Source organism: Microbacterium sp. MF43, from assembly GCF_012847295.1.
GTDB lineage: Bacteria > Actinomycetota > Actinomycetes > Actinomycetales > Microbacteriaceae > Microbacterium.
The window spans coordinates 729,767-755,850 of the sequence record NZ_JABBDY010000001.1; the positions used below are offsets into that span (position 1 = coordinate 729,767).

A 26,084-nucleotide genomic window follows, 5' to 3' on the forward strand; every position below is an offset into this window, starting at 1 on the left:
GATGGCCGGTACGGGAAACATGGTGACCCTAGAATGCAGGGCATGCCCCATACCCCCATCAAGGCTGTCATTCCCGCCGCCGGTCTCGGCACGCGCTTCCTCCCCGCGACGAAGGCGATGCCCAAGGAGATGCTCCCGGTCGTCGACAAGCCGGCGATCCAGTACGTCGTCGAAGAGGCCGCGCAGGCCGGCATCGACGACATCCTCGTGATCATCGGGCGCAACAAGAATGCGATCTCGAACCACTTCGACTCGGTGCCCGAGCTCGAGGAGAAGCTGAAGGACAAGGGCGACGACGACCGCCTGCGGCGTGTGGTCGCCTCGAGCGACCTCGCCGACATCCACTTCGTGCGCCAGGGCGAGCCGAAGGGCCTCGGTCACGCGGTCCTGCGGGCCAAGGCGCACGTGGGCGACGCCTCCTTCGCCGTCATGCTCGGCGACGACCTCATCGACGAGCGCGACCCGCTGCTGACGACCATGATCGACGAGCACCGGCGCACGGGCGCCACCGTGATCGCCCTCATGGAGGTCGACCCGGCGCACATCCACATGTACGGCGCTGCTGCCGTCGAGGAGACCGGCACCGAGGGGATCGTCAAGGTCACGGGACTTGTCGAGAAGCCGAAGCGCGAGGACGCGCCGTCGAACCTCGCCGTGATCGGACGATACGTCCTCAGCCCGAACGTCTTCGAGATCCTCGAGCGCACCGAGCCGGGAAAGGGCGGCGAGATCCAGCTGACGGACGCGCTGCAGGAGCTTGCGGCCGACACCGAGGGTCCCGGCGTGTACGGCGTCGTTTTCCGGGGTCGCCGCTACGACACCGGCGATAGGCTGGACTACATCAAGGCCATCGTTCAGCTCGCCTCCGATCGCGACGACCTCGGTCCCGAGCTGCGACCCTGGCTGCAGGAGTTCGCGGCCGGCCTCTGACCCGCCGCCACCGACGGAGGGGGTCGACGTGGACCTGACGGCTCCCCGCAGGCACGGAGCGGTGTCGATCCGCCTCGTGCGCCAGCGCGACGCGCGAGTGCTGCAGAACGAGCTGCTGTCCAACCGCGACTGGCTGCGGCCCTGGGAGGCCACGAGCCCCGACGGGCCGGTCTCGTTCGACATGCGCCTCGGCGTGCGGCGCCTGCTGCAGCAATACCGCGACGGCAGCGGTGTTCCCTTCGTCATGGAGCACGACGGCGTCGTCGCCGGGCAGCTCAACGTGTGGGGGATCGCGCGCGGCTCCCTCGCCTCGGCGACGATCGGCTACTGGGTCAGCAAGCGGTTCGCCGGTCGCGGCATCACGCCGACGTCGGTGGCCCTCGCCACCGACGTGTGCTTCACCGAGCTGCGCCTGCACCGCATGGAGATCTGCATCCGTCCCGAGAACCGAGCGAGCCTGCGGGTCGTCGAGAAGCTCGGCTTCCGGTACGAGGGACTGCGTCGCCGCTACATCCACATCGACGGCGACTGGCGCGACCACTACGCCTTCGCACTCGTCCGCGAAGACGTGCCCGAGGGGGTCCTCCAGCGCTGGATAGACGGCCGGGCTCCCGCCGACGCCGCGACGGTTCCTCCCAGCGACCGGTTGCACGCTTAGAGCGACACGCGACCGGATGCCGCCGCCGGGGCATCCGCTCACTTACCGTTGTCGACATGGACGGGCAGGTGCTGGGCGGGGGCGTCATCATGCTCGTCGCCGTGCTCCTGTGGCTGGTCTATCTTCTTCCCACGTGGCACAGCCGGCGGCAGTTCGATGCCGCCGAGCGCAATGCGGTGCGGCTCAACCAGGCACTCCGGGTGCTGGCCGAGACGAGCGAGACGCCCGCCGAAGTGCGGCTCGAGCTGAATGCCCGCACCGCGATGGCGCAGCAGCGACTCGCGCGGCAGGCGCTCGCCGAGCGGGAGGCGGCGGCGCTCGTGCACGCGAAGGTGGAGCTCGAGCGCGCCCGCGCCGATCGCGCCGCCGGTGAGGCCGTCGCGCGCGTCGAGCTGGAACGCGCCCGGGGGGAACGTGCCGCTGCCGAAGCGGCCGCGCGGGCCGAGATCGAGGCTGCGCACGACGCGGCTCGCGTGCAGGTGCGCGCCGCGCGATCGACGCCGGCCGCGCGCCGGGCACGCGTGCGCCGCGGGTTCCGGCTCGTGGCTCTGGTGCTCGGGCTGGCCGGTCTCGCGCTGGCCGGCTGGGGTGCGTTCACCGTCGTGACGACGGGCGCGCAGACCTGGCTCTGGTCCGGGGTGACGGTGGTGGCGGCATCCGCCCTCGTGCTTCACCGGCTGTCTCGCGTGGCGAGTCGGGCCTCGGCGCGGGTTGCCGAGCCGGTCGTGCGCGCCGACGTCAGCCTGCAGGACGTCGAGCTCGAACAGACGACGCGGCAGTGGGCGCCGCGCGAGCTGCCTCGCCCGCTCACGGCCTCGGCGGGGTCGCGCGCGGCCGCGGTGCTCGAGGCCGAAGCGGCCCGCGAGGCGCTGCGCCAGGCGGCCCGCGAGGAGTCGATGCGCGAACGCGCCGAGGCGCAGCGTCCCCCGTCGATCGACGTCGCGCGTGCCGCCCGCGCCGCGGACTTCTCGCGCATGGGCTACGTCGACGACGCCGAGATCGAGGCCCACGTCCGCGACCTGCTCACACGCCGCGCCGCCGGAGCCTGAGCGCCCCACGTCGCGCGGCGGTGCGTCGGTCTTCACGAAGTTCGCAGAATCGCGCGAACGTCGCAGAATCCCGACGAACGGCTGCGACGGGGGCGCGATTCTGCGAGGACGCAGCTGCAGCGACGGATGCCCCGGCTCACGCCCGGTGCAGCACCCGGCCGCCTCCCAGCACGAGCTCGCGCGGAGGAGTCCGCACGAGGGCGTCCATCGCGTTCTCGGCGTCGAGGAGCATCAGGTCGGCGCGGTCACCCGCCGCGAGGCTGATGCGACCGGCGCCGGCGAACGGTCCGCCGTCGGTCGTCGCGATCTCGACGACCCGGCGAAGATCGTCGTCTCGCACCAGGCTCGACGAGCGTGCGTACTGCCACGCGATGCCGAGCAGATCGCCGGTGCCGTACGGGCTCCACAGGTCGCGGATGCCGTCGGTGCCGAACCCGAAGCGCACGCCGGCGGCGTCGAGCTCGTGGAGCGGGAGCTGGGGCAGTCGCAGCGGCGCGACGGTGGTGAGGGTGATGTCGAGCTCCGACATCGCGCGCAGCAGATCGCGACGGCGGGATGCCTCGACCTGCGCCAGCGCGAAGCCGTGAGCGATGTTCACCCGGCCGGTGAGCCCGAGGGCCTGGGTGCGGTCGATGATGAGGTCGAACTGGAACGCGCCGAGCTCCGCGGGATCGTGCAGGTGGATGTCGATCCCGGCGCCCGTCTCGTCGGCGACGGCGAAGATGGCGTCGAGCTGCCCGACCGGGTCACGGTCGATGCTCGCGGGGTCGAGTCCGCCGACATATTCGGCACCGGCCTCCGCCGCCTGGCGCAGCAGGTCGAGCACCCCGGGACGGCGCAGCACCCCGTCCTGCGGGAACGCGACGATCTCGGCCCTCAGGGCGCCGCCGTACTCGGCGACCGCCTCGCGGACCACGTCGATGCCGCGGAGCCCCACTCCGAGGTCGACGTCGACGTGCGTGCGGATCGCGGTGGTGCCGAAGCGCACGAACTCGGCCAGGACGCGCCGAGTGATGTCGAGGCCGGGGATGCCGAGCTCGTCGCGGCGCGCGCGCTCGTGCCGGATGCGTCCGTCGGTGCCGCCTTCGCCGCCGTACGACTGCCAGGGGTGTCCGATCCATGACTTGTCGACGTGGGCGTGCGCGTTGACCAGTCCGGGAAGGGCGAGAAGGCCGCGGCCGTCGATCTCGCCATGCTCGAACGGTCGGTCGCTCGCGGGCGGGGTGCCGGAGATGCGACCCTCCTCGTCGAGGACGATGTCGTGCGTGGTGAGTGAGTCCTCGTTCACGCCCAGACGGACATTGCGGACGGCGGACACTCGCTCGAGAGAGGACGGCATGCCCCTATCCTCTCCCGGCCGGGCAGTCGGCTCGGGTGGGGCGGTGCACGTGCTTCGCAGAATCGACGCCGCGTCGCAGCATCCGGCCGAGATTCTGCGAGATTCGCGCAATTCTGCGAGGTTCGTGCTGGCGAGTGGGCGGGGAGGCCGGTTCGCGGGGATGGTGGGGGACGTGCGCGGGAGCCCCCGGGGAGCGTGATAATCTAGCGGAGGTTCACGGGCCTGTGGCGCAGTTGGTAGCGCGCTTCGTTCGCAATGAAGAGGTCAGGGGTTCGAATCCCCTCAGGTCCACCGATCCACGAAGCCCCCGCGTGCCGGGGGCTTCGTGCATGTGTGCGTGATGCCTTCCGCGCGCTCGTCTGTCCGTGACCGACGTTCGCGCTCGCGGCGTCGAGCGCGTGCGCCTCACGGGCAGACGCGCACCTGGCGCCCTTCGAAGGCGATGACATCTCCGAGCTGCAGCTGGCGCCCGCGCCGGCGATCCACCTCGCCGTTCACGGTGACGTAGCCGTCGAGGATCGCCTCCTTGACGTCGCCGCCGGAGTCGAGGAGCCCGGCGAACTTCACGAACTGACCGAGCCGGATGGTGTCGCCGCCGATCGGCACGTCTTCGATCGCAGCCCGGCTCATCATCCTCGAATGCTAGCCGACCGGTCGGCGTCACCCTCCCCTCGTCGCCCGGTCAGCACTCCTCGGCGCAGATCGCCGGCCATCCGTTCCGCACGGGCACCGTGTGGCGTCCGGCCGCAGCGAAGGACAGGAACCGGTGCCGTCGCGGCCACGGGCGCGCAGTCACCCAGAGCGCGCCCTCGGGAGGGGTCAGACCGGCGTCGCCACCGCCGCCGCACGGGCCGCAGCAGGCAACGCGTCCACGATCTGCGAAACGGCGTCCTCGTCGTGGGCGGCCGAGACGAACCACGCCTCGAACACCGACGGCGGCAGCGAGACGCCCTGCTCGAGCATCGCGCGGAAGAACGGCGGGTACCGGAATGCTTCCTGCGCCTTCACGGTGGCGTAGTCGTGCGGCGCCGTGCCGGTGAACTGGATCGAGAACAGGTTGCCCGACCGCTGGACGACGTGCGTCACGCCGGCGTCGGAGAGGGCGGATGCCGCGGCATCCGCGATCCGCGACGCCGCCGCGTCGATCCGCGCGTACGCGGCCGCGTCGAGGTGCTCGAGCGTCGCGCGCCCCGCGGCGACGGCGAGCGGATTGCCGCTGAGCGTGCCCGCCTGGTACACCGGCCCGAGGGGCGCCAGCAGCTCCATGAGTGCGGTCGAGCCGCCGATCGCCGCGAGCGGCAGCCCGCCGCCGACCACCTTGCCGAACGTGATGAGGTCGGGTGCGAACGGCACCGGGTCGATGCCGTACCAGCCGGCAGGACCGACCCGGAAGCCTGTGAGCACCTCGTCGAGGATCAGCAGCGCGCCGTGCTCGTGCGCGAGGTCGGCGATCGCGGCGTTGAAGCCGTGCGCGGGCGGCACGATGCCCATATTGGCGGGAGCCGCTTCGACGATGATCGCGGCGATGTCGGCGCCTCGGGCGGCGAACACCTCGCGGAGGGCGTCGAGGTCGTTGTAGGGCACGACGAGCGTCTGCGCCGCGATCGGCGCGGGCACGCCCGCCGACCCCGGCATCGCGAGGGTCGCGACCCCGGACCCTGCTTCGGCGAGGAGACCGTCGGAGTGTCCGTGGTAGTGGCCGGCGAACTTCACGATCAGGTCGCGCCCGGTCGCGCCGCGCGCCAGGCGGATCGCGGTCATCGTGGCCTCGGTGCCCGTCGAGACGAGGCGCACGCGCTCCACCGGATGCGCACCGTCCCGGGTCACGCGAGCCTCGATCAGCTCGGCCAGCTGCGTCTCGCCGGGAGTCGATGCCCCGAAACCGAGGCCGTGGGCCGCGGCATCCTGAACCGCCTCGACCACCGCGGGGTGTGCGTGCCCCAGGATCGCGGGACCCCACGATCCCACCAGGTCGACGTACTCGCGACCCTCGACGTCGGTCACGCGCGGCCCCGACGCCGACACGAAGAAGCGCGGCGTCGTGCCGACCGACCCGAAGGCGCGCACGGGGGAGTTGACGCCGCCCGGCATCGCGCCGCGGGCGCGCTCGAATTCCTGCTCGTTCGTCGTCATCGGATCCATCCCGCAAGCTCCACGGCCCAGTACGTCAGCACGGCGTCTGCGCCAGCGCGGCGGATGCCCAGCACCGACTCCTCGATCGCGCGGCGCCGGTCGATCCAGCCGTGGGCGGCCGCGGCCTCGATCATCGCGTACTCGCCCGAGACCTGGTACGCCCAGACCGGGACGGGGCTGGATGCCGCGGCATCCGCCAGCACATCGAGGTAGCTCATGGCCGGCTTGACCATCACGATGTCGGCACCCTCAGCCACGTCGAGGTCGATCTCGAGTGCGCCCTCGCGACGGTTCGCGGGGTCGAGCTGGTAGGTGCGGCGGTCGCCCTGGAGCGAGGACTGCACGGCTTCGCGGAACGGACCGTAGAAGGCGGAGGCGTACTTCGCGGCGTAGCCGAGAAGCGGCACGCCGGCGTGGCCGGCACCGTCGAGTGCATCCCGGACCGCGGCGACCTGGCCGTCCATCATCCCGCTCAGTCCCAGCAGCTGCGATCCGGCCTCGGCCTGGGCGATGCCCATGTCGCGGTAGCGCTCGAGCGACGCATCGTTGTCGACGACCCCGTTCGCGTCGAGCACCCCGCAGTGCCCGTGGTCGGTGAACTCGTCGAGGCACAGGTCGGTCTGCACGACGAGCGCATCCCCGGCCTCCGCCACCGCGATCCGGGTGGCGACGTTGAGGATGCCGTCGGGGTCGGTCGCGCCGGAGCCCACCGCATCCTTGTGCTCGGGCACGCCGAACAGCATGATTCCGCCGATGCCGGCGGCCGCGGCATCCGTCACGGCCTTCTTGAGCGACTCGGTCGTGTGCTGCACGACTCCCGGCATCGACGAGATCGGCACCGGCGCCCCCGCACCCTCGCGCACGAACATCGGCAGGATCAGGTCGGCGGGGTGCAGGCGCGTCTCGGCGACGAGGCGCCGCAGGGCGGGCGTCGCGCGCAAACGGCGGGGGCGGACGGCGGGCCGGGGGAGGTCGAGCGGGCCGGCGGCCTCGGACGAGTCACGGGAGTTCATGGGCGTGCTCCGGTCAGGCCGGCGGCGCCGGCGTCGAGCAGCTCGCGAGCGGCGGCCTGAGCGACGTCGCGCGCGGCGTCGTCGTCGGGCCACTCGGCGGCGTGCGAGGCGGTGAGGACGGTCGCGCCGTCGAGGCTGTACACGCTGGCCGACAGCAGCAGCAGCCCGGCGTCGACGACGGCGCGCGCGCCGACGGGAGCCGAACAGCCCGCCTCGAGGAGCGCGAGGACGCCGCGCTCGGCCTCGACGGCGGCGCGCGTCTCGGCATGGTCGAGGGTGCTCACGAGGTCCTCGTCGCCACGGCGGACTTCGACCGCGAGAGCGCCCTGTCCCGGCGCCGTCGGCCATCTGTCGGCATCGAGGAGCTCGGTGATGACGTCGGCACGGCCGAGGCGGCGCAGCCCGGCGGCGGCGAGGATGACGGCGTCGAGGTCGCCCGAGGCGACGCGTCCGAGGCGCGTATCGACGTTGCCCCGGATGTCGACGACGTCGAGATCGCGGCGGCGACGGCGCAGCTGCGCCATGCGGCGCGGCGACCCCGTGCCGACGCGGGCACCGGCCGGGAGGGCGTCGAGCGTGAGGCCGTCCCGGGCGCACAGGGCGTCACGGGGGTCTTCACGAACGGGGATCGCGGCGACGACGAGACGATCGTGCGGCGCGGTCGGGAGGTCCTTCAGCGAGTGGACCACGAGATCGCAGCGGTCCTCCAGCAGCGCGTCGCGCAGGGCGCCGGTGAACAGGCCCATGCCGCCCGCGCGCGAGAGCGGCTCGTTCGAGCGGTCGCCCTCGGTCGAGATGGTGACGAGCTCGGTGTCGACCCCGGTGGCGTCGGTGAGGTCGGTGGCCACCATGCCGGTCTGCGTGAGGGCGAGCGCGCTGCCCCGCGTGCCGATGCGCAGCGTGATCACGCCAGCACCTCGGCGATCTCGTCCAGGCCGATCCGGCGGCCGGTGAAGAACGGGACCTCTTCACGGACGTGTCGGCGCGCCTCGGTCTGGCGCAGATGACGCATCAGGTCGACGAGATCGACGAGTTCGGGCGCCTCGAGGGCGAGGAGCCACTCGTAATCGCCGAGCGCGAACGAGGCCACGGTGTTGCTCAGCACCTGGCGGTACTCCGAGCCCTTGCGGCCGTGGTCGGCGAGCATCTGGCGCCGCTCGTCCTCGGGAAGGATGTACCAGTCGTACGAGCGCACGAACGGGTAGACCGTCAGCCAGGCCTCCGGGTCCTTGTCGCGCATGAAGGCCGGCAGATGGCTCGACGTGAACTCGGCGTCGCGGTGGACGCCCATCGCGTTCCACACCGGCACGAGGGAGGCGAGCGGCTCCGCCCGCCGCAGGGTGCGCAGCGCCGCCTGAAGCACCTCCGGCTCGGTGCCGTGAAGCCACACCATCAGGTCGGCGTCGGCGCGAAGGCCCGAGACGTCGTACCAGCCGCGGACGGTGATTCCGGATGCCTCGACCTCGGCGACGGCGGCCGAGAGGTCGGCCGCGGGGGCAGGGCGCTGGCGGTCTCGGCGGAACACGGCCCACAGGGTGTAGCCGAGTGCCTCGTTCTCGGACGTCGGGGCTGCCGAGTTCTCGCTCATGGCTTCCATTGTTTCATTCCCGCGGTGGGGCACCGGCCGGTGCGGCGCCGGGGTCGCTGTTCTTCGACGCGGGATCGCTCGGCAGCGGATGCGCGTCGCCTCGTCTCGGTCGATCGGCGCGCGCGAGGGTACGGCGAGGTCAGCGGGCGAGGAGGTCGGCGGCCGTGCGCTCGGCCTGGGCGACGATGCCCGCGAGGCCCGAGCCGGCCACGGTCTCCCCGACGACGACCGACCCGGAGGCCGCGGCGGCAGACGGCCGCGTCCACGTTACGTGGGCGGCGTCGATCACGACCGGCAGCTCGACGCCGAGCAGCGCCTCGGCGTCTGCTCGAGCGGTCGCGACGGGGTCCGCCGGAGCCTCGTCGTACGACAGGCGCAGGACGTGGCGTCCGTCCGCGGCCTCCCGCAGCCATTCCCATTTCGCCGTCGCGTGGGTCAGGGCGCGCGCGGCGACCGGCGCTCCGGCGGCGACGAGCAGCCCGCTGCCGCGCGGTGCCCCATCCAGCTCGGCCTGCTCCACGACGAGCGTGACGAGGTCGATGCGGCGACCGGGGGCGGCGGGCGTCGGCATGCCGGGGGCGGCGATCACCGCCGTTCCCCTGAGTGCTGCGGGGTCGTCGATGCGCACCCCGAGACGGATCTCGCCGCCGAGCCGCTCGAGGTCGTCGGCGAGGGCGGGCACGATCCGGTGGACGCCTCCCCGGATGCCGGCGACCGCCGATCCCGGGGGAGCGGCCTCTCGCAGTCGCGCGACCGCACCGCCGAGCGAGCCGGTCTCGGCGAGGGCGGCACGGAGCCCGGGGTGGGCGCGCTCGACCGGGAGGGCGTCGGGATGCATCGAGTGCACGCCGTGCACGACGGGTGCGACGAGCCGGTCGAGCATTGCGTCGCCGTAGCGCTCGCGCACGAGCGACCCGACCGAGAGGGGAATCGTGCCCATCGGCCGGGTGTCGAGTTCGCCAGCCGCGCGAGCAGCGGAGACGCTGACGACCCGCACCACGTCGTCGGCCAGCGGATCCGCCGGGATGCCGAGCAGCGCCGTCGCCGGCAGCGGCAGCGCGTCCCCCGAAGCCGGCTGCAGCCACGCGGGCCCAGGTCGGGGCTCGACGATGTCGCCGCCGAGTCCCAGTTCGCCGAGCAGGGCGACGACGACGCCGCCGCGGACCGCGAAGCTCTCGGCGCCGGCGTCGAGCGCGAGACCGCCGACCTCGTGCCGGGCGACGGTGCCGCCCAGGCGGTCGGTGGCCTCGTAGACCGTCACGGAGGCTCCGGATGCCGCGAGCCGCCGCGCGACGACGAGACCGGCGATCCCGCCCCCGACGACCGAGAAATCAGCCATGCGCGTGGACGAACTCCACGATGCGCGTCAGGACCGTCGGGTCCGTCTCGGGGGGAACGCCGTGGCCGAGGTTCACGACGTGCGCCCGCGCGGTACGACCGCGATCGAGCACCTCGCGCACGTGCGCCTCGAGCACGGGCCACGGAGCGGCGAGGAGCGCGGGGTCGATGTTCCCCTGCAGCGGCACATCGCCCCCGACGCGGCGCGAGGCTTCGTCGAGCGGGATCCGCCAGTCGACGCCCATCACGTCCACGCCGATGCCGTGCATCGCCGCGAGGAGCTCGCCCGTGCCGACGCCGAAGTGCACGAGTGGCACACCGAGCGCGCGGGCCCGCTCGAGGGCGCGCGACGAGTGCGGCGCGACGTGCCCGGTGTAGTCGGCGAGGCTCAGCGAGCCCGCCCACGAGTCGAACAGCTGCCCGGCCGAGGCGCCGGCTTCGAGCTGCGCCTCGAGGAAGGCGCCCGTGACGTCGGCGCACCAGGTCAGCAGAGCGCTCCACGTCTCGGGGTCCGAGTGCATGAGCGCCCGCGTCTTGAGCTGCTCCTTCGACGGGCCCCCCTCGACGAGATAGGACGCGAGCGTGTACGGCGCCCCGGCGAAGCCGATGAGCGGCGTCGTGCCGAGCTGTGCGACCGTCAGGCGCACCGCCTCGCGGATCGGCTCGAGCGCCGCCGGGTCGAGGGGCGGAAGGGCCGCGACCGCGGCGGCCGTACGCACCGGTTCCGCCAGAACCGGCCCCCGGCCGGGCACGATCCGCACGTCCACGCCTGCGAGCTTGACCGGGATGACGATGTCGCTGAAGAAGATGCCGGCGTCCACGCCGTGCCGGCGCACGGGCTGCAGCGTGATCTCGCTGGCGAGCTCCGGGTTCAGGCAGGCGTCGAGCATGTCGGTGCCGACGCGCAGCTCGCGGTATTCGGGGAGGGAGCGCCCCGCCTGCCGCATGAACCACACCGGGGTCGTCTCGGGGCGCTCGCCGCGGTAGGCGCGGATGAGCGGGGGAGCGACGTAGCCGTCGGCGCGGGTCGGGTGCGAATCTTCCAGGGGCACGGAGACAACCCTATGCGTCCGTTTCGACGTGCTCTCCGGGGGTGCCTTAACATGGGTGGGTGCTCCTCTGTCTCACCGCGAACCATCGGAACGCGAGTCTCGACGTCTTGGAGCGACTCTCCCAGGGTGCACCGTCTGCCACCCGCGCGCTCGTCGACGACGAGCTCTTCGTGAGCGGGGCCGTCGTCCTGGCGACCTGCAACCGCTTCGAGGCCTACCTCGACATCGATGAGCCGCTCACCGGTGGCGAGGCCGTCGCGGTCGAATCCATCGTCGAGGCGATGGCCGAGGCATCCGATCTTCCGGTCGACCTCCTCCGCTCGTCCGTCGCGGTGCACCAGGGGGCGGATGCCGCCGCCCACCTGTTCGCGGTGACCAGCGGTCTCGAGTCCGTGGTCGTCGGCGAAGACGAGATCTCGGGCCAGGTGCGCCGCGCACTCGACTCCGCCCGGGCCGAGGGCATGACCAGCAGCGAGCTGGAGCGCCTCTTCCAGAAGGCCACGCACACGAGCCGAGGCATCCGGAACCGCACCGGCCTTCGCGGCACCCATCGCTCCCTCGTGCGCTTCGCGCTCGAACTGGCGTCCTCTCGGATCGCCGACTGGTCGGCGGCCCGCGTGGTGATCGTCGGCACCGGGCGCTACGCCGCCCGCACCGTCGAGGCCGTCCGCGCGCGCGGCGCCGAGACCATCGAGGTGTTCTCGCCGTCCGGCCGGGCGAGCGCGTTCGCTGCGAAGCACGGACTCGCCCCCGTCGAGGATTTCGCCGCCGCCGCAGCCCGATCAGACGTCGTGATCACGTGCACGGCCGACGCCGTCGTCCACGCCGACGCCTTCACCGCCGGGCATCGTGTGCTCGTGATCGACTTGGGCCTTCCGCGCAACGTCGACCCCGAAGTCGGGCGTGTCGACGCCGTCGAGCTGCTCGATCTCGAGACCATTCGCCTGCACGCGCCGCTCGACGAGTTCAGCGCTCATTCCGACGCTCGCGCCATCGTCGGCGACGCCGCGACGGAGTTCGCCGCCGATCGCGCCGCAGGGCCTGCCATCACCGCGCTGCGCAGTGAGGTGCTCGCGATCGTCGAGTCCGAGATCGCCCGCGCCCGCGCGCGCGGCGCCGGCGACGAGACCGAGGCCGCCCTGCGTCACCTCGCGGGGGTGCTGCTGCACCAGCCCTCGGTGCGCATTCGCGAGCTCGCCGTCGAAGGTCGCCTCGACGAGGTGCGCGCGGCCCTCGAGACCCTGCACGGTCTCACCGTCGCCGACGCCACATCCGAGGCAGCCGTGCTGCCCTGGGCGGCTCGCGCCTGAGGTCGCTCTCGCGACGGCCCTGTGCTGTCGCGACGGGCCTGTGCTCTCGCGACGGCGGCGTCTGTCGTGATCGGTCGCCGCGTGGGCGGTTCGCGGTCGCCGTGCGGGCGCGTGACGCACGCCGCCGGGTGCTTTTAAGCTCACTATGTACGTTATCGAGATCGTGCGTACAACTCCAATGTCGTAGGTACGTTCTACATTGTGGGTATGACGATGAACGACCCCCCGGCCCGTGATGACGCGGTGTTCGCCGACGGGGTCGATCCGGCCGACTTCTTCGAGGGCCCGGACTCGGTCGATCTGGTGGTCGAGGTCGCCACGATGATGTCGGTCTTCGCTGGGCAGCGGCTGCGGCGGGTGGATGCGATGCGGCGCGAGGCCCTGGCCGATGCGGCGGCGCGCGGCTTCACTGCCGCCGATGTGGTCGAGCGCGGCGTGCGGCTGGAGTTGGCGGCGGCGCTGCTGATCACCGAGCACGTGGCCGACGCACTGCTGGCCCGCGCCGAGGCGCTGGTGCACCGGTATCCGCGGGTGCTGGAGGTGCTGGAGGGCGGGCGAACCACCGAAGCCCACGCCGACTCCTTCGTCGCCGCGATGGCTCCCGTCGAGCCGGAACTCCGGGAGCCGATCACCGAGCACGCGATCGCGCTCATGCAGACCGAGGCTCTCGGCACTTTCCGCCGTTCCCTGCGGCGGCTGATCGCGACCTCGCGGGCGCAGACGCTCGAAGAGCGGCACAGCGAGGCGCTGGCGCAGCGGCGGGTCGTCGTCGAGGAGGCCGACGACGGCATAGCCTGGCTCTCGGCGTTCCTTCCGGCAGTCGAAGCCCACGCGATCCACGGGCGGCTGACGGCCATGGCGAAGGTCATCGCCGCGGGTCCCGTCGCGCGTGTGGGCGGAGATCCGGATGCCACGGCCGCTGTCGCGGGCGCGGTTGCTGCCACGGCCACGGATGCCTCGTCCGTCGGGAGCGGGGCGACGGAAGCGTCGACGACCGCTCAGGACGCGTTCGCTCGCACGCTCGATCAGATCCGCGCCGACGTGTTCGCCGACCTCCTCATCGAGGGAGACACGCGGACTGCTCCGTCTGCCGCACGGGGCATCCGCGCGACGGTCGCGGTGACCGTTCCCGCATTGTCCTTGCTGGGCGGTGACGCTGCCGGCGACGGAGAGCCGGCACTCGTCGAGGGGATCGGTCCGATCCCGATGTCCCGCGCGCGGGAATTGTGCGGTGGAGACGGTCGCTGGATGCGGGTGCTCACGCATCCGGAGACCGGGGTCGTGCTCTCGGTGGGCCGTGATCAGTACAGTCCGCCTCCGGAACTCCGCAGACTGGTGAAGTGGCGCGCCGACCGATGTATGGCGCCCGGGTGCGGCATGCCGGCGTCACGGTGCGAGATCGATCACTCGATCGACTGGCAGCACGGAGGCACCACCTCGCTCTGGAACCTGGCGCCCCTGTGCAAGGGCCACCACATCGTCAAGCACCACAGCGGATGGATCGTTCGGCAGCTGGAGGGTGGCGCGCTCGAGTGGACCTCGCCCGCCGGTCGAAGATACGTCGTTCAGCCGCTGCGGCGGGTCCCGGTGTTCCGGCCGTCGGAGGGAGCCCCGGCGCCGTTCTGACGGGTCCGAGGCTGGGCGGGTGACCGCGAGCTCGCGTTGGCGGGTGCGACGGCGGGTGCGACGGCAGGTGCGATGGCAGGTGCGACGGCGGGTGCGACGGCGGGTGGCGATGTCAGGTGCGATGTCAGTGCCGGCGCCGCGCTACCCGGCGAGTTCGTGGAGCACGAACGCGGCCAGGAATCCGATGGTCGCCCACAGACCGGTCAGGATCTGCTGCTCGTCGAACGCCTCCGGGATCATCGTGTTGCACACCATCGCGAGAAGGCCGCCGGCCGCGATCGTCGTGATCACGGCGATCAAGCCGACGGGGGCCGACTCGAACGCGAGGAAGCCGACGACCGAGGCGACGACGGTGATCGCCGCGATGCTCGACCACAGGAGCGCGATCCGGCCGAAGCCCTCGCCCGACCGTTTGAGTTCAGCAGTCGATGCGAGGCCCTCCGGGATGTTGCTGATCGCCACCGCCGCCACGATCGGAATGCTCAGCCCTCCCACCTGAAGCACGGACAGACCCATCACGATCGACTCCGGGATGCCGTCGATGAGCGCGCCGAGGGCGATCGCCATCCCGCCGGCTCCGCCCACCACCGGCGCCGTCGCACGACGAGCGACGATATTCGGGCCGGGCTGGACGGGGCGGGGATGCCGCGGGCGGGAGACGAGCCAGTCCGCGACCGTATAAATGATCGCCCCGGCGAGGAATCCCACCGACGTCGGCACCAGCCCGCCGTCCTGAGCAGCCTCCTCGACGAGCTCGAAGGCCAGAGTCGAGATCAGCACTCCCGCACCGACAGCCATGATCGCTGCCACCACCGCTTTGGGGATGTCCACCACCCACGCGACCGCGGCACCCGCCAGCAGTGCGCCGCCGGCAATCAGACCGCTGAGAGCCGCGAGCCACACGCCATCCATGGCGTCAACATATCCTCCCGGAAACGGCGGATGCCTCGGCCACGCGGGCCGAGGCATCCGTCGTCTGAAACTCAGTGAGCCAGCGCGTGGCCGCGGTCGCCTGCGGCGAGGCGCTCGGCGGCGAGACCCTCGGCGGCCTCGAGCGGAGTGACCCCGCGCGACTCGGCCTCGTCGAAGATCGTGCGGATGGTGTCGCCGATGTGTGCGACACGCTCCATGATCTCGGTGCGCGTTCCGAGCTTCTTGGCCTCGAGGTCGAGGTAGATCACGCCGCCGGCGTTGACCACGAAATCGGGGGCGTAGAGGATGCCCCGGCCGGCCAGTCGATCGGCCCCGCTGCGCGCGGCGAGCGGGTTGTTCGCAGGCCCGCAGACAGCCTTGGCGTCCAGCGCATCGATCACGTCGTCGGTGAGCAGGCCGCCGATGCCGGCCGGCACGAAGACGTCCGCGGGCACCAGGTGCTCCTCGCCCGGCAACGCCCACTCGGCGCCCAGCTCGAGCGCAAGGTCGCGCTTGGCCGGGTTCACGTCGGTCACGGTCAGCACGGCGCCCTCGGCCGCGAGGCGCACCGCGAGGCGGCTTCCGACCTGACCGAGCCCCGAAACGGTGATGCGGCGACCGGTGAGCTCAGCCGACCCCGTCACGCGCTCGAGCGTGGCACGCAGCGACTCGTACACGCCGAGGCTCGTCGGGCCGGCGGGTTCGCCCGAGCCTCCGACCGCGTCGGGCAGCCCGACCACGTGCTCCGTGCGCTCGCTCACGACGAGCATGTCCTCGGTCGTCGAGCCGACGTCCTCCGCCGTGCGGTACAGGCCGTGCAGGGACTCGACCGCGTCACCGAGATCGAGGAACGCCGCGCGCCGGCGCTCCGCGTCGAGGACGGTGCCCTCGGGAAGCATGATGACCGACTTGCCGCCGCCGGCGTCGAGGCCGGCCGCCGCGTTCTTCAGCGTCATCGCCGCGGAGAGGCGCAGGGCGTCGCCGAGCGCGTCGCTCCAGTGCGGGTAGGTCCACAGCCGCGCACCGCCGAGAGCGGAGCCGAGCACGGAGGAGTGCAGCGCGACGGCGATGAAGAGGCCGCTGCGCCGCCCGGTGATCACCTCCACGCGCTCGTGCGTGAAATCGGGCAGGGGCAGGGTGTGCGTCATCGCGTTCTTCCTTCGGCGGGCCTTGTGGGCAGTGCGCTGGGGATGCCGCGGCGTTGCAGCATCCGACTCCATTGCACCACTGTCGCGCGATCTGTTCAACCGTGCGACGTGGCACGAAGCAGATTGAGCGCTGACGAGACCGGTTCGTCGGAATCCTGTACCAGGTTGCTCGCCGCAGACCGCCGCACCGTGCCCGGCGCGGACACCCGCCGACACCCCGAGAGCGTGCGCCGCGCGCGAGATCCTCGCCCGCGGCACCTCGTAGGCTGGGGCGCGTGACCGCGCACCTGCCCGCCCGAAGCCGCCTCGTCCACGACTCCCTGCGCTCCGCCGGCATCACCGGCGACATCGTCGTGCTCCCGGATGCCGCGTCCACCGCGGCCCTCGCCGCCGCCGCGCTCGGCATCGAGGTCGGGGCGATCGCCAACAGCCTCGTCTTCTGGTCCGACGGCGCCCCGCTGCTGGTCATGACGAGCGGCGCGCACCGCGTCGACACCACCGCCCTCGCCGAGCGCCTCGGTCGCGACAGCATCCGCCGTGCAACGCCCGAGCAGGTGCGCGAGGCGACGGGGCAGGCCATCGGGGGAGTGGCGCCCGCGGGGCATCCGGAACCGCTCGTCACCATCATCGACGAGGACCTCGCGGCCTTCGACGAGATCTGGGCGGCCGGCGGGACGCCGCACACCGTCTTCCCGCTGACCTTCGACGAGCTCGTCAGCCTCACCGGCGGCACGGTCGCGAAGGTCGACTGACCGCGCCGGGCCGGACCGGACCGCGCCGGGCCGGACCGCGCCGGGCCGGACCGCGCCGGGCCGGACCGCGCCGGAGCGCGCAGTGCCGGACCGCGCCGAGCCGGGCCGGACCGCGCCGAGCCGGGCCGGGCCGGACCGCGCAGTGCCGGACCGCGCAGTGCCGGACCGCGCCGGGCCGGGCCGGGCCGGACCGCGCAGTGCCGGACCGCGCCGGACCGCGCCGAGCCGGACCGCGCCGTGCCGGGCCGGGCCGACCGCGCTACCCGTTCACGATCCGAGGATCTCGAGGGCCACGACCGACGCCGCCGCCGACCACGCCTGCGGACGACACGCCGCAGGGTAGGGCGTCGGGATCGAGCTCTCGCTCGCCGGATCCCCGGCATGCAGCTCCGGCAGTCGGTAGGCGAACCCCTCCGCCGCCGCGAGCATGCCATCGGCGACCCGCGCGGCGTGCTCGTGCAGACCGGCACGATGCAGCCCGCGTGCGACGATCGCGGTGTCGTGCGCCCACACGCTCCCGCCGTGGTACGACAGCGGCCAGTAGCCGGCGGCGGCCGTCGACATCGTCCGGATGCCGAACCCCGACGACATCGAGTCGCCGAGCAGCAGGTCCGCGACCTCGCGCTCCTCCTCGGGGTCGAGGATCCCGGTTCCGAGCAGGTGCCCGATGTTGCTCGTCAGAGTGTCGACCCGCTGCTTGTCGCGATCCAGCGCGATCGCCGGGTAGTGACCCTCGGGGGTCGTCACCCAGTACGCCTCGCGGAAGCGCTCGCGCAGCGCCGCCGCCCACATCCGCAGCGCGGCGGGGGAGAGGTCGCCCTCGTCGGCCTCGCCGAACTCCGCGAGCAGATCCGCGCCGGAGCGAGCGGCCTCGTAGGCGTACCCCTGCACTTCGCACAGGGCGATCGGCCCGTCCGCGAGGCGGCCGTCACGCCACTGGATCGAGTCCCCGGAGTCCTTCCAGCCCTGGTTCGCGAGACCTCGCCCCGTCCGGTCGACGTAGTCGAGGAACCCGTCACCGTCGCTGTCGCCGTGCTCGATGATCCAGCGCAGCGCGCCGCGCAGCGCCGGCACGAGCGCACGCACCTCGTCGTCGGGCATCCCGGCGCGCCAGGCATCCGCCAGCAGGCACACCCAGAGGGGCGTCGAGTCCACGCTCCCGTAGTACAGCGGCGGCAGCACCAACCCCTCGCCCGGCATCTCGAGCGCCGACGAGCGCAGTTCGTGGAGGATCTTTCCCGGCTCCTGAGCGGTGTCCGGGTCGTCCTCGCTTCCCTGCAGGCCCGCCAGGACGCGGAGAGTGGATGCCGCGACCCGCGCGTCCAGCGGGAGCACCAGTCGCGCGGCCCACAGCGAATCGCGACCGAAGAGCGTGAAGAACCACGGTGCCCCCGCCGCGAAGAACTCGTCGGGGCTCTCGGCGGTCGTGAGCCGGAGCGCGTCGAGGTCGCCCAGTGCGACGTCGAGCCAGCGGTCCAATCGCGGGTGGCCTGTCGGCCGGCGCGTGCCGGTCGCCCCGTTCCACGATCCGGTCGCGCCGCGCACGACCATCGAGGTGTCCGTGAGATCGAGGGTGAAGGAGACCGAGGTCGATCCTCCGGGGGGCACCGACACGGGCCACTCGGCGACGAGGGCGCCGTCCTCGACGCGGACGCTCGCGCCCGTCGCCGTGAGCCGGAACGACGCATCGCCCGCAGCGACGGCGGCCGAGGCATCCGTCACCCTCACCTCGTGCTCGCTCGCAGAAGCCATCCCGGCCTTGACGTCGTGCAGGGAGGAGAACTCGGGCACGAGCCGCAGGGTCAGCACGGTCTCGATATCCGTCGCGAGGCGCGAGTCGATCGTCCACTCCTCGGTGAGCCGCCCGTCCGCGACGCGGCGTTCGCGCCGCAGGCGCACCTTCGGGTCGGGTGTCGGATCATCGAGTCCGCGCAGGAGTCCTCCGAACACGATGCGCGACGGACCACCGGACGCGACCGAGATCCACTCCACGTCCGAGTCCCGGCACGCGGCCGCGAGTGCCCGGATGTGCCGGAGGTCGCCGTGGTACACGCCGTCGATCGCGTTCTCGCCGAGGTCGCCCGTGCGGCCCGACCACACTTGCGTGGGCGCGCGCAGGACCAGCACGGCGTCGTTGAGAAGGGGCTGCAGCGGCTGCGTCGGCTGCGGGGCCTCGGTGGGGTCAGTCATGCGACGTCTGCTCCCGATGGCCGGCGGACATGGGCAGGGGTGAGGTCATCCCTTGACTGCTCCTTCGGAGGTGTTCATGATCTGGCGCTGGAAGATGAAGAACATCACCGCGACGGGAATGGTCATGATCGCCGCGGCGGCGAGCTTGATCGGATACTGCTGGCCCTGGCCGAGCTGGTTGGCCGCCAGCGACGCGACGCCCTTCGTCAGCGTGGTGAGCTCGGGGGACTGCGTCGACACGATGAAGTGCGTCAGCTCGTTCCACGATCCCTGGAAGGACAGGATCACGATCGTGATGAGGGCCGGCCGCGCCATCGGCAGGACGACGGACCAGAAGACGCGGAATGTGCCCGCCCCGTCGATGCGGGCCTGCTCCTCGACGGACACCGGGATGGACTCGAAGAAGTTCTTCATGATGAACACTCCCGCCGCGTCCACCAGCAGGGGGATGATCATGCCGGCGTACGAGTCGTACATGCCGAGCTGGTTGATCACGAGGAACTTCGGGATGAGCAGCACGACCCCGGGAACCGCCATGACGGCGATGACCGCGGCGAAGACGATCCCGCGGCCGCGGAAGTGCAGCCGAGCGAGCGCGTAGCCCGCGAGCGACACGAAGAACACCCTGCCCAGGGTCACGCAGATCGTCACGATCGCGGAGTTGGCGAACCACACCGGGTAGTCGCTGTTTCCGAACAGCCGCTCGTAGGCGGCGAACGTGATGGTCTGCGGGATCAGCGAGATGGGGTCGGCCGCGGCCTCCGCTTCCGTCTTGAACGACGTGGCCACCTGCACCAGGAACGGATAGATGTAGATCAGCGCCAGGATGATCAGGAGAACGTAGAGCAGGATCTGCCACACGACGCGCTTCGACAGGATGCGCTGACGCGTGGGCTTCTCACCCCGCGGCTTCTCCTGATTGAGCACGAGCGACTCGGACAGCGTCGTACCGGTCATCGTGGGCCCTCCTCATCGGTCTTGTCGGCGTGGTCCGGGACGGTGGGCACGCGGGCGGATGCCGCCACCGCCGGCGACGCGGTCGCGGGGCGCGTCGGCAGCTGGTACTGCCGGGCGCGGCGCTTGGAGACCGGGCGCTCGCGGAGCACCCAGCGCTGGAAGACGGTGAACACGACGATGATGGCGAACAGGATGAACGAGATCGCCGCGCCGATGCCCCAGTCCTGATCGAGGAACGCCGAGGTGTAGGAGAGGTACGCCGGGGTGATGGTGGTCTTGCCCGGCGTGCCCTGCGTGCCGGTGTAGATCTGCTCGTAGACCTGCCAGCAGCCGATGAGCCCGAGGGTGATCACCGTGAACAGGGTCGGCCGCAGCTGCGGCAGGGTGACCCGCCAGAAACGCTGCCAGCCGTTCGCGCCGTCCACCATCGCCGCCTCCTGGATCTCACCGCCGATGTTCTGAAGGGCCGCGATGAACAGGAGCATGAAGGTGCCGCTCGTCGTGAACACCGCCATGAAGATGAGCGCGGTCATCGCGACCGAGGGCCCGGCGAGCCACTGCCACCAGGAGAGCCCGAGGAAGTCGTTCTCGGTGAGCAGCGCCGGCCCCTCCGTGATGCCGATCGACGCGAGCGCATTGTGGATGATGCCATTGGGGTCGCTGAACCAGTTCGGTCCGTTGATGCCGATCCACGACAGGATCTCGTTGACGACGCCCGACGCTGAGAAGAGGAACAGCCACAGCACGGTGATCGCGACGGTGCTCGTCACCGACGGGAAGTAGAACGCCGTGCGGAAGAAGCCGCGGCCGCGCAGGATCGCGCGATTGACGAGGATCGCCAGGAACAGAGCGAGGGCGGTCTGCAGCGGCACCACGAGCAGCACGTACCACGCGTTGTTGCGCAGGGAGATGCCGAAGTCCCGGGTGGGCAGGCCGCCGTCGACCGTGACGGCGGCGTAGTTCTCGAGTCCGATGAAGTTCACGTCGCTGGAGAACGGGCTGCCGCGCCCGCTCCAGTCCGAGAGGCTGACCCACAGTGCCATGAGCACGGGGATCAGGAGGAACACGCCGAGGATGACGAGCACGGGACCCGTGAACAGCCATCCGGCGAGCGACTCCCCGCGCCGGAGCCCCTTGCGGGGGCTCCGGACGCGGGAAGGCGCCGTCGCGCTCGCGGTCATGGGGTCAGCCCACGACTGCTTCGGTGTTGGACTGCACCGTGTCGAGGATCTGCTGCGGGTCGCCGGTCTTCAGGCCTTCGAGCGAGGCGTTGAAGTCGGTGATGACCGCCGAGATCCCGTCGTTGGTGGGAACACCCTGGGCGTACTCCGCCCCCGCGAGGAAGGCCGCCAGCTCGGGGTTGTCGGCCGTCCACTGGTCAGCGGCGGACTGCACCGACGGCATCGGGCCGAACGCGGCCGAGAAGGCCAGCTGCTGCTCGGCGCTGGTCAGGTACTCGACCAGGTCGAGTGCGGCCTGCTGGTTCGGGCTGTCGGCGGCCATGCCCCAGCAGTTGGTGAACTGCATCGTGCCCTTCCCGCCGGGACCCTCCGGAAGCTCGGCGACGACGTACTCGACGTCGGGGTAGTCGTTCGACATCGCCCCGGTGATCCAGTTGCCCTCGATCGTCATCGCGGACTTCCCGGTGCCGAAGGCCTCGCCGCCCCAGCCCGCGCCCAGGTCGATCGTGGCGTATGCGAACGATCCGGCCTCCATCTGCTCCTGCACGTACGTGAGGGCCTCGACGTTCTCGGGGCTGTTGGCGACCGCCTCGGTGCCGTCGTCGCTCACGAGCTGGCCGCCCGCCTGCGCCATGAACGCGCCGAGACGCTGGTACTCGGCGCCGAACGCCAGGCCGGTGACGCCGTCGGTCGTGAGGGTGGCCGCGACGTCGGCGAGCTCATCCCACGTGGTCGGGATGTCGTCGTCGGTCAGGCCTGCGGCATCCCACAGTCCCTTGTTGATGATGAGCTGCAGCGTCGAGAAGTCCTTCGGGGCGCAGTAGAACTGGTCGTCGACCGTGAAGTTCTGCACCAGCGAGGGGTAGAAGTCGTCCTTGTTCTCGAGCAGGTCGCCGTAGGCGATGAGCGAGCCGTTGCCGGCGTACCCCGCCAGCGCTTCGGTCGCGAGGTAGAACAGGTCCGGCGGCGAGCCGGCCGCGAAGCCCTGCGAGAGCTGCTGGGGCAGATCGTTGGCGACCTGGACGGATGCCTCGACTCCCGACTCCTCCGACCAGGCGGCCACGGCTTCCTCGACGGCGGCGGTCTCGGCGTCGCCGGATGATCCGATGAGGATCGTCAGCGCGTCGTCGCTCGACGTCAATTCGCTCGCGTCGCCCGCAGGTCCGCCGGTGGAGCCGCCGTCGTCGTCGAAGCCCGAGCCGCATCCTGTGAGTGCCAGCGTGCCGGTCAGGAGCAGTGCTCCCGCGCCGAGCCACGTACGCGTGATGTGCCGTGTCATGAGTCTCTTCTCCTTCGATGAGCTGTGACGGGTCACTCTCGACCCATTGACCGCATCCGGATGACCGGATTTTGAACGATCAAAGTTTTCGTGCGTGAGTAACGGTAGGAACATCGGGCAGGTTCTGTCAAGGGGGTCGACGTCGCAATAGGATGGCCCGCGAACGGCGTACAGGCAGTCAGGGGGTGTGATGGCCAAGCTTCCGACCGTGGAAGACGTCGCGCTCGCCGCGGGCGTCTCCCGTCAGACGGTGTCGAACGTCATCAACACGCCGGGCATCGTGAAGGAGGCCACGCGCGAGCGCGTCCAGCGCGCGATCGCCGACCTCGGATATCGGCCGCACATGGCGGCGCGACGACTCCGCACGCAGCGCAGCTCGACGATCGGCATCCATCTCGACCCCTACGCGGGCGGGATCTCGGGCGTCGTCCTCGACCGGTTCGTGCACGCCCTGACCGAGCGCGCGAGCGAGCGAGGCATGCGCATCCAGCTCTACGCAGCGCGCAGCCCCGCCGAGGAGATCGTGCGGATGGGCGAGCTCACCGAAGGCGGGGAGATCGACGCGGTCGTGATCACGGGGACCTTCCACGGTGATCCGCGCACCCGCTGGCTGGTCGAGCGCGGCATCCCCTTCGTGGCCTTCGGCCGCCCGTGGGGAGACGACGACGTCGCGGCTCCGGCCCACCTGTGGGTCGACGTCGACGGCGCCGCCGGCACCCGCGCGGCCACCGAGCACCTGCTGGCGACGGCCGGGCCTCGGATCGCGTTCCTGGGCTGGCCGGCCGGCTCCGGCACAGGCGACGATCGCGAGCGGGGCTGGCGCGAGGCGATGGCCGCTGCCGGAGCGAGCGGGCGGCGACTGGAGTGCGAGGAGAGCGTCGCCCTCGCCCGCGCGCTCACGGCAGACCTCCTGTCACGCCCGGAGAGACCTGACGGCATCGTGTGCGCGAGCGACTCCCTCGCCATCGGGGCACACCTGGCCGCGGCGGCGGCGGGGATCCCCGACCTGCCGGTGATCGGATTCGACAACACGCCGGCCGTCGAGGCGATGGGGATCAGCAGCGTGGAGCAGCTCCCGGAAGAGGTCGCCGTCGGCGTGCTCGAGCTGCTCATGGGCGCGTCCGGACGCGTCGTCGCACCGCGCGAGACCGCGGCGGGCGAGGCTCACGTCCTGGTCGAGCCGCGCCTCGTGGTGCGCTGAGCCGACGGCCCGTCGTCAGCCCCGCCGGGTGCGGCCGATGCGGCGCTCGATCTCGGCCGCCGACGCCGTGGCCGCGCCGGCCAGCTCGCCCGGACCGCGGTCGGACTCAGCCGGCCAGGTCAGCGCGATGGCGGCGGCGGGCCAGCCGGCGTGGTCGCGGACGGCGACGCCCACCGACCGCAGGCCGAGCGTCACCTCGCCGTCCTCGGTCGCGTGGCCCCGTGCGCGGACCTCGCGCAGAACGTCGCGCAGCTCGCTCGGCCGGGACGGCCCCCGGCCCGTGCGGTCGGCGAACGCCGAGGCATCCGGATAGAGAGCCCGGACCTGCTCGCGGGGGAGAGCCGCGAGCATCGCCCGGCCCGTCGCCGTCAGGTGCGCGGGAAGGCGCACGCCCACCTCGGTGACGAGCGCGGGCCGGTGCGGAGCACGCTCCTCGACGATGTAGAGCACGTCGCGCCCGTGCATCACCGCGAGGTGGGCGCTCTCCCGCACGCGGTCGACCAGCTCGGCGAGCACCGGACGTCCGAGCCGGGCCAGCGGCTCCTGCCGGGCGTAGCCGCCGGCGAGCTCGAACGCGGCGATGCCGAGTCCCCAGCGGCGCTCCTCGGGCAGGTGGACGACGAACTGATGCTCCTGCAGGGTCGCCAGGAGGTGGTACACCGTCGACCGCGGCACGTCCAGGGCGGTGGCGATCGTGCGCGCGGGGACGGGCCCGCGCTGCCGCGTGAGGTAGGCGAGGATCCGCAGGGTCTGGTCGGCGGCGGGCACCTGGGGGCGTTCCCGTGCATCGTTGTCTGACATCCCAGACAGAGGATGTCACGAGGCGGTGCCGCGCGCCACCGCGCGGGTGTGGAATCGACCCATGACCACCGTCACCGACTCCCGCTCCGGCGTCGTCACGGTCGGCGCGGCACCCCTGCGCCCCGAGGACGTCGTCGCCGTCGCCCGCCACGACGCGGTCGTGGAGATCGCGCCCGAGGCCCTCGCCCGTGTCGCCCAGACCCGCGCCCTCGTCGAGGGACTCGCCGACGATCCCGAGCCGCACTACGGCATCTCGACGGGCTTCGGCGCCCTCGCGACGACCTTCATCGCGTCCGACCGCCGCAGGCAGCTGCAGGCGAGCCTCATCCGCAGTCACGCCGCGGGTACGGGGCCCGAGGTCGAGCGCGAGGTCGTCCGCGCCCTCCAGCTGCTCCGGCTGCAGACGCTCGCCACGGGCCACACGGGCGTCCGGCCCGTCGTGGTCGAGACCTACGCGGCGATGCTCAACGCGGGGATCACGCCCATCGTGCGCGAGTACGGCTCGCTCGGCTGCTCAGGGGATCTCGCCCCGCTGTCGCACGTCGCGCTCGCAGCGATGGGCGAGGGCCGTGTGCGCGACGCGCGCGGGGACGAGGTCGCTGCCGCCGACGCGCTCGCCGAGGCATCCATCGCCCCGCTCGTCCTGCGCGAGAAGGAGGGTCTCGCCCTCATCAACGGCACGGACGGGATGCTCGGGATGCTCCTGCTCGCCCTGACCGACCTGGCGGTGCTCTTCGACACCGCCGATGTCGCAGCCGCCATGTCGGTGGAGTCGCAGCTCGGCACCGACGCCGTCTTCGCCGCCGACCTCCAGGCGCTGCGTCCCCAGGCCGGTCAGGCGACCTCCGCCGCAAACCTGCGGAGAGTGCTCGCCGGTTCGCCCATCGTCGCCTCGCACCGCGACCCGTCGGTGTGCACACGGGTGCAGGACGCCTACTCGCTCCGCTGCACGCCCCAGGTGCACGGTGCCGCGCGCGACACCGCCGACCACGCGACCCTCGTCGCGACGCGCGAACTCGCCGCTGCCGTCGACAATCCCGTCATCACCGCCGACGGGCGCGTCGAATCCAACGGCAACTTCCACGGGGCTCCCATCGCGTACGTGCTCGACTTCCTCGCGATCGCCGTCGCCGACGTCGCCTCGATCTCGGAACGGCGCACCGATCGCGCGCTCGATCCGGCCCGCAGCCACGGACTGCCCCCCTTCCTCGCGCACGAGGTCGGGGTCGACTCGGGGCTGATGATCGCGCAGTATGCCGCCGCCGGCATCGTCTCGGAGCTCAAGCGCCTCGCCGTGCCCGCGTCGGTGGACTCCATTCCGTCGAGCGCGATGCAGGAGGACCACGCCTCGATGGGGTGGGCGGCCGCCCGAAAGCTGCGCCGCGCGATCGACGGCCTCGCCCGCGTCCTCGCGATCGAAGTGCTCACCTCGGCGCGAGCGCTCGACCTGCGCGCGCCGCTGGAGCCGTCCGACGCGACCGGCGCCGTGCGCGAGCTCGTGCGCAGCGCCGGCGTCGAGGGCCCCGGCCACGATCGATTCCTCTCGCCCGACATGGAGGCCGTGACCGAGCTGGTCGCCTCCGGCGCCGTCGCGCACGCCGCGTTCGAGAACACCACGAAGGAGTGA

General features: G+C 72.0%; 23 protein-coding genes and 1 tRNA gene. 9 read left to right on the forward strand and 15 right to left on the reverse strand.

Annotated elements, in window-relative coordinates:
* The first annotated feature begins 42 nt into the window (after positions 1–42).
* The 3 genes from galU to HF323_RS03300 are packed head-to-tail and all read left to right on the forward strand — an operon-like array spanning position 43 to position 2,637.
* Complete coding sequence (gene galU, locus HF323_RS03290; RefSeq protein ID WP_169581105.1) at positions 43–930, forward strand: UTP--glucose-1-phosphate uridylyltransferase GalU; 888 nt, start codon at positions 43–45, stop codon at positions 928–930.
* A gap of 28 nt (positions 931–958) precedes the next feature.
* Entirely contained in the window at positions 959–1,588 is a 630-nt protein-coding gene (locus HF323_RS03295) for a GNAT family protein (protein WP_169581106.1), read from the forward strand.
* A gap of 56 nt (positions 1,589–1,644) precedes the next feature.
* Positions 1,645–2,637 carry a large exoprotein gene (locus HF323_RS03300; RefSeq protein ID WP_169581107.1) on the forward strand — a complete coding sequence of 331 codons (993 nt, stop codon included), beginning with the start codon at positions 1,645–1,647 and terminating at the stop codon, positions 2,635–2,637.
* A gap of 136 nt (positions 2,638–2,773) precedes the next feature.
* On the opposite strand, the gene HF323_RS03305 is transcribed toward HF323_RS03300, so the two are convergent.
* Entirely contained in the window at positions 2,774–3,976 is a 1,203-nt protein-coding gene (locus tag HF323_RS03305; protein WP_169581108.1) for an amidohydrolase family protein, read from the reverse strand.
* Between the two features lie 218 nt (positions 3,977–4,194).
* On the opposite strand from HF323_RS03305, the gene HF323_RS03310 reads away from it, so the two are divergent.
* Positions 4,195–4,267: transfer RNA gene (locus HF323_RS03310), tRNA-Ala, on the forward strand.
* Positions 4,268–4,381: 114 nt separating this feature from the next.
* On the opposite strand, the gene HF323_RS03315 is transcribed toward HF323_RS03310, so the two are convergent.
* From HF323_RS03315 to hemE, 7 genes are all read right to left on the reverse strand, one after another.
* Positions 4,382–4,609 (reverse strand): RNA-binding S4 domain-containing protein, encoded by a 228-nt coding sequence (locus HF323_RS03315; RefSeq protein ID WP_169581109.1) that lies wholly within the window; start codon positions 4,607–4,609, stop codon positions 4,382–4,384.
* Between the two features lie 186 nt (positions 4,610–4,795).
* The gene (hemL, locus tag HF323_RS03320) at positions 4,796–6,109 is read right to left on the reverse strand and encodes a glutamate-1-semialdehyde 2,1-aminomutase (protein ID WP_169581110.1); all 1,314 of its coding nucleotides are present in this window, start codon (positions 6,107–6,109) and stop codon (positions 4,796–4,798) included.
* The gene (gene hemB / locus HF323_RS03325; protein WP_169581111.1) at positions 6,106–7,122 is read right to left on the reverse strand and encodes a porphobilinogen synthase; all 1,017 of its coding nucleotides are present in this window, start codon (positions 7,120–7,122) and stop codon (positions 6,106–6,108) included. The genes hemL and hemB overlap by 4 nt, the downstream gene beginning before the upstream one ends.
* Complete coding sequence (gene hemC / locus HF323_RS03330; protein WP_169581112.1) at positions 7,119–8,030, reverse strand: hydroxymethylbilane synthase; 912 nt, start codon at positions 8,028–8,030, stop codon at positions 7,119–7,121. Before hemC ends, hemB begins: the two co-directional genes overlap by 4 nt.
* On the reverse strand, positions 8,027–8,710 hold the full coding sequence (hemQ, locus tag HF323_RS03335) for a hydrogen peroxide-dependent heme synthase (RefSeq protein WP_188241633.1): 684 nt from the start codon (positions 8,708–8,710) through the stop codon (positions 8,027–8,029). Before hemQ ends, hemC begins: the two co-directional genes overlap by 4 nt.
* 139 nt (positions 8,711–8,849) lie before the next feature.
* A complete protein-coding gene (locus tag HF323_RS03340) occupies positions 8,850–10,049 on the reverse strand; it encodes an FAD-dependent oxidoreductase (RefSeq protein ID WP_169581114.1) in 1,200 nt (399 codons plus the stop codon).
* Positions 10,042–11,100, reverse strand: coding sequence for a uroporphyrinogen decarboxylase (gene hemE / locus HF323_RS03345; protein ID WP_169581115.1), 1,059 nt, complete (start codon positions 11,098–11,100; stop codon positions 10,042–10,044). The genes HF323_RS03340 and hemE overlap by 8 nt, the downstream gene beginning before the upstream one ends.
* Before the next feature lie 59 nt (positions 11,101–11,159).
* Between hemE and HF323_RS03350 the strand changes: the two genes are divergently transcribed.
* Together HF323_RS03350 and HF323_RS03355 are read left to right on the forward strand one after the other, a co-directional pair.
* Positions 11,160–12,410, forward strand: coding sequence for a glutamyl-tRNA reductase (locus HF323_RS03350; RefSeq protein ID WP_169581116.1), 1,251 nt, complete (start codon positions 11,160–11,162; stop codon positions 12,408–12,410).
* 207 nt (positions 12,411–12,617) lie between these two features.
* Positions 12,618–14,036 (forward strand): HNH endonuclease signature motif containing protein, encoded by a 1,419-nt coding sequence (locus HF323_RS03355; protein ID WP_223169129.1) that lies wholly within the window; start codon positions 12,618–12,620, stop codon positions 14,034–14,036.
* Positions 14,037–14,177: 141 nt separating this feature from the next.
* Here HF323_RS03355 and HF323_RS03360 read toward each other — a convergent pair whose 3' ends face one another.
* Positions 14,178–14,948: a ZIP family zinc transporter gene (locus HF323_RS03360; protein ID WP_169581117.1), complete on the reverse strand. Its 771-nt coding sequence runs from the start codon at positions 14,946–14,948 to the stop codon at positions 14,178–14,180.
* Positions 14,949–15,019: 71 nt separating this feature from the next.
* The gene (locus tag HF323_RS03365) at positions 15,020–16,096 is read right to left on the reverse strand and encodes a Glu/Leu/Phe/Val dehydrogenase family protein (RefSeq protein ID WP_169581118.1); all 1,077 of its coding nucleotides are present in this window, start codon (positions 16,094–16,096) and stop codon (positions 15,020–15,022) included.
* Positions 16,097–16,371: 275 nt separating this feature from the next.
* On the opposite strand from HF323_RS03365, the gene HF323_RS03370 reads away from it, so the two are divergent.
* The gene (locus tag HF323_RS03370; protein WP_169581119.1) at positions 16,372–16,848 is read left to right on the forward strand and encodes a YbaK/EbsC family protein; all 477 of its coding nucleotides are present in this window, start codon (positions 16,372–16,374) and stop codon (positions 16,846–16,848) included.
* Positions 16,849–17,115: 267 nt separating this feature from the next.
* Here the strand turns inward: HF323_RS03370 and HF323_RS03375 are convergent, their stop codons facing one another.
* Genes HF323_RS03375 through HF323_RS03390 form a run of 4 tightly spaced genes read right to left on the reverse strand, consistent with a single transcriptional unit; the run spans position 17,116 to position 22,455 of the window.
* Positions 17,116–19,038, reverse strand: coding sequence for a glycogen debranching N-terminal domain-containing protein (locus HF323_RS03375; RefSeq protein WP_169581120.1), 1,923 nt, complete (start codon positions 19,036–19,038; stop codon positions 17,116–17,118).
* Between the two features lie 45 nt (positions 19,039–19,083).
* Positions 19,084–19,995 carry a carbohydrate ABC transporter permease gene (locus tag HF323_RS03380; RefSeq protein ID WP_169581121.1) on the reverse strand — a complete coding sequence of 304 codons (912 nt, stop codon included), beginning with the start codon at positions 19,993–19,995 and terminating at the stop codon, positions 19,084–19,086.
* Entirely contained in the window at positions 19,992–21,176 is a 1,185-nt protein-coding gene (locus HF323_RS03385) for a sugar ABC transporter permease (RefSeq protein WP_169581122.1), read from the reverse strand. Before HF323_RS03385 ends, HF323_RS03380 begins: the two co-directional genes overlap by 4 nt.
* 4 nt (positions 21,177–21,180) lie before the next feature.
* Entirely contained in the window at positions 21,181–22,455 is a 1,275-nt protein-coding gene (locus tag HF323_RS03390) for an ABC transporter substrate-binding protein (RefSeq protein ID WP_169581123.1), read from the reverse strand.
* 190 nt (positions 22,456–22,645) lie between these two features.
* Here HF323_RS03390 and HF323_RS03395 point away from each other — a divergent pair, with 190 nt between their 5' ends.
* Positions 22,646–23,656, forward strand: a complete 1,011-nt coding sequence (locus HF323_RS03395) for a LacI family DNA-binding transcriptional regulator (protein ID WP_169581124.1) — start codon at positions 22,646–22,648, stop codon at positions 23,654–23,656.
* Positions 23,657–23,671: 15 nt separating this feature from the next.
* Here HF323_RS03395 and HF323_RS03400 read toward each other — a convergent pair whose 3' ends face one another.
* Entirely contained in the window at positions 23,672–24,457 is a 786-nt protein-coding gene (locus HF323_RS03400; protein ID WP_169581125.1) for an IclR family transcriptional regulator, read from the reverse strand.
* Between the two features lie 61 nt (positions 24,458–24,518).
* On the opposite strand from HF323_RS03400, the gene hutH reads away from it, so the two are divergent.
* Positions 24,519–26,084, forward strand: a complete 1,566-nt coding sequence (gene hutH / locus HF323_RS03405; RefSeq protein WP_169581126.1) for a histidine ammonia-lyase — start codon at positions 24,519–24,521, stop codon at positions 26,082–26,084.

What these genes read in the sequence shown, in the direction of transcription:
- HF323_RS03385 (WP_169581122.1), bottom strand. Translation starts at nt 21,176, where the DNA reads ATGACCGCGAGCGCGACGGCGCCTTCCCGCGTCCGGAGCCCCCGCAAG.
- HF323_RS03380 (WP_169581121.1), bottom strand. Translation starts at nt 19,995, where the DNA reads ATGACCGGTACGACGCTGTCCGAGTCGCTCGTGCTCAATCAGGAGAAG.
- HF323_RS03340 (WP_169581114.1), bottom strand. Translation starts at nt 10,049, where the DNA reads ATGGCTGATTTCTCGGTCGTCGGGGGCGGGATCGCCGGTCTCGTCGTC.
- galU (WP_169581105.1), top strand. Translation starts at nt 43, where the DNA reads ATGCCCCATACCCCCATCAAGGCTGTCATTCCCGCCGCCGGTCTCGGC.
- hemQ (WP_188241633.1), bottom strand. Translation starts at nt 8,710, where the DNA reads ATGAGCGAGAACTCGGCAGCCCCGACGTCCGAGAACGAGGCACTCGGC.
- HF323_RS03305 (WP_169581108.1), bottom strand. Translation starts at nt 3,976, where the DNA reads ATGCCGTCCTCTCTCGAGCGAGTGTCCGCCGTCCGCAATGTCCGTCTG.
- HF323_RS03400 (WP_169581125.1), bottom strand. Translation starts at nt 24,457, where the DNA reads ATGTCAGACAACGATGCACGGGAACGCCCCCAGGTGCCCGCCGCCGAC.
- HF323_RS03315 (WP_169581109.1), bottom strand. Translation starts at nt 4,609, where the DNA reads ATGATGAGCCGGGCTGCGATCGAAGACGTGCCGATCGGCGGCGACACC.
- HF323_RS03390 (WP_169581123.1), bottom strand. Translation starts at nt 22,455, where the DNA reads ATGACACGGCACATCACGCGTACGTGGCTCGGCGCGGGAGCACTGCTC.
- HF323_RS03300 (WP_169581107.1), top strand. Translation starts at nt 1,645, where the DNA reads ATGGACGGGCAGGTGCTGGGCGGGGGCGTCATCATGCTCGTCGCCGTG.
- HF323_RS03360 (WP_169581117.1), bottom strand. Translation starts at nt 14,948, where the DNA reads ATGGATGGCGTGTGGCTCGCGGCTCTCAGCGGTCTGATTGCCGGCGGC.
- hutH (WP_169581126.1), top strand. Translation starts at nt 24,519, where the DNA reads ATGACCACCGTCACCGACTCCCGCTCCGGCGTCGTCACGGTCGGCGCG.
- HF323_RS03365 (WP_169581118.1), bottom strand. Translation starts at nt 16,096, where the DNA reads ATGACGCACACCCTGCCCCTGCCCGATTTCACGCACGAGCGCGTGGAG.
- HF323_RS03355 (WP_223169129.1), top strand. Translation starts at nt 12,618, where the DNA reads ATGACGATGAACGACCCCCCGGCCCGTGATGACGCGGTGTTCGCCGAC.
- HF323_RS03375 (WP_169581120.1), bottom strand. Translation starts at nt 19,038, where the DNA reads ATGACTGACCCCACCGAGGCCCCGCAGCCGACGCAGCCGCTGCAGCCC.
- hemL (WP_169581110.1), bottom strand. Translation starts at nt 6,109, where the DNA reads ATGACGACGAACGAGCAGGAATTCGAGCGCGCCCGCGGCGCGATGCCG.
- HF323_RS03395 (WP_169581124.1), top strand. Translation starts at nt 22,646, where the DNA reads ATGGCCAAGCTTCCGACCGTGGAAGACGTCGCGCTCGCCGCGGGCGTC.
- hemB (WP_169581111.1), bottom strand. Translation starts at nt 7,122, where the DNA reads ATGAACTCCCGTGACTCGTCCGAGGCCGCCGGCCCGCTCGACCTCCCC.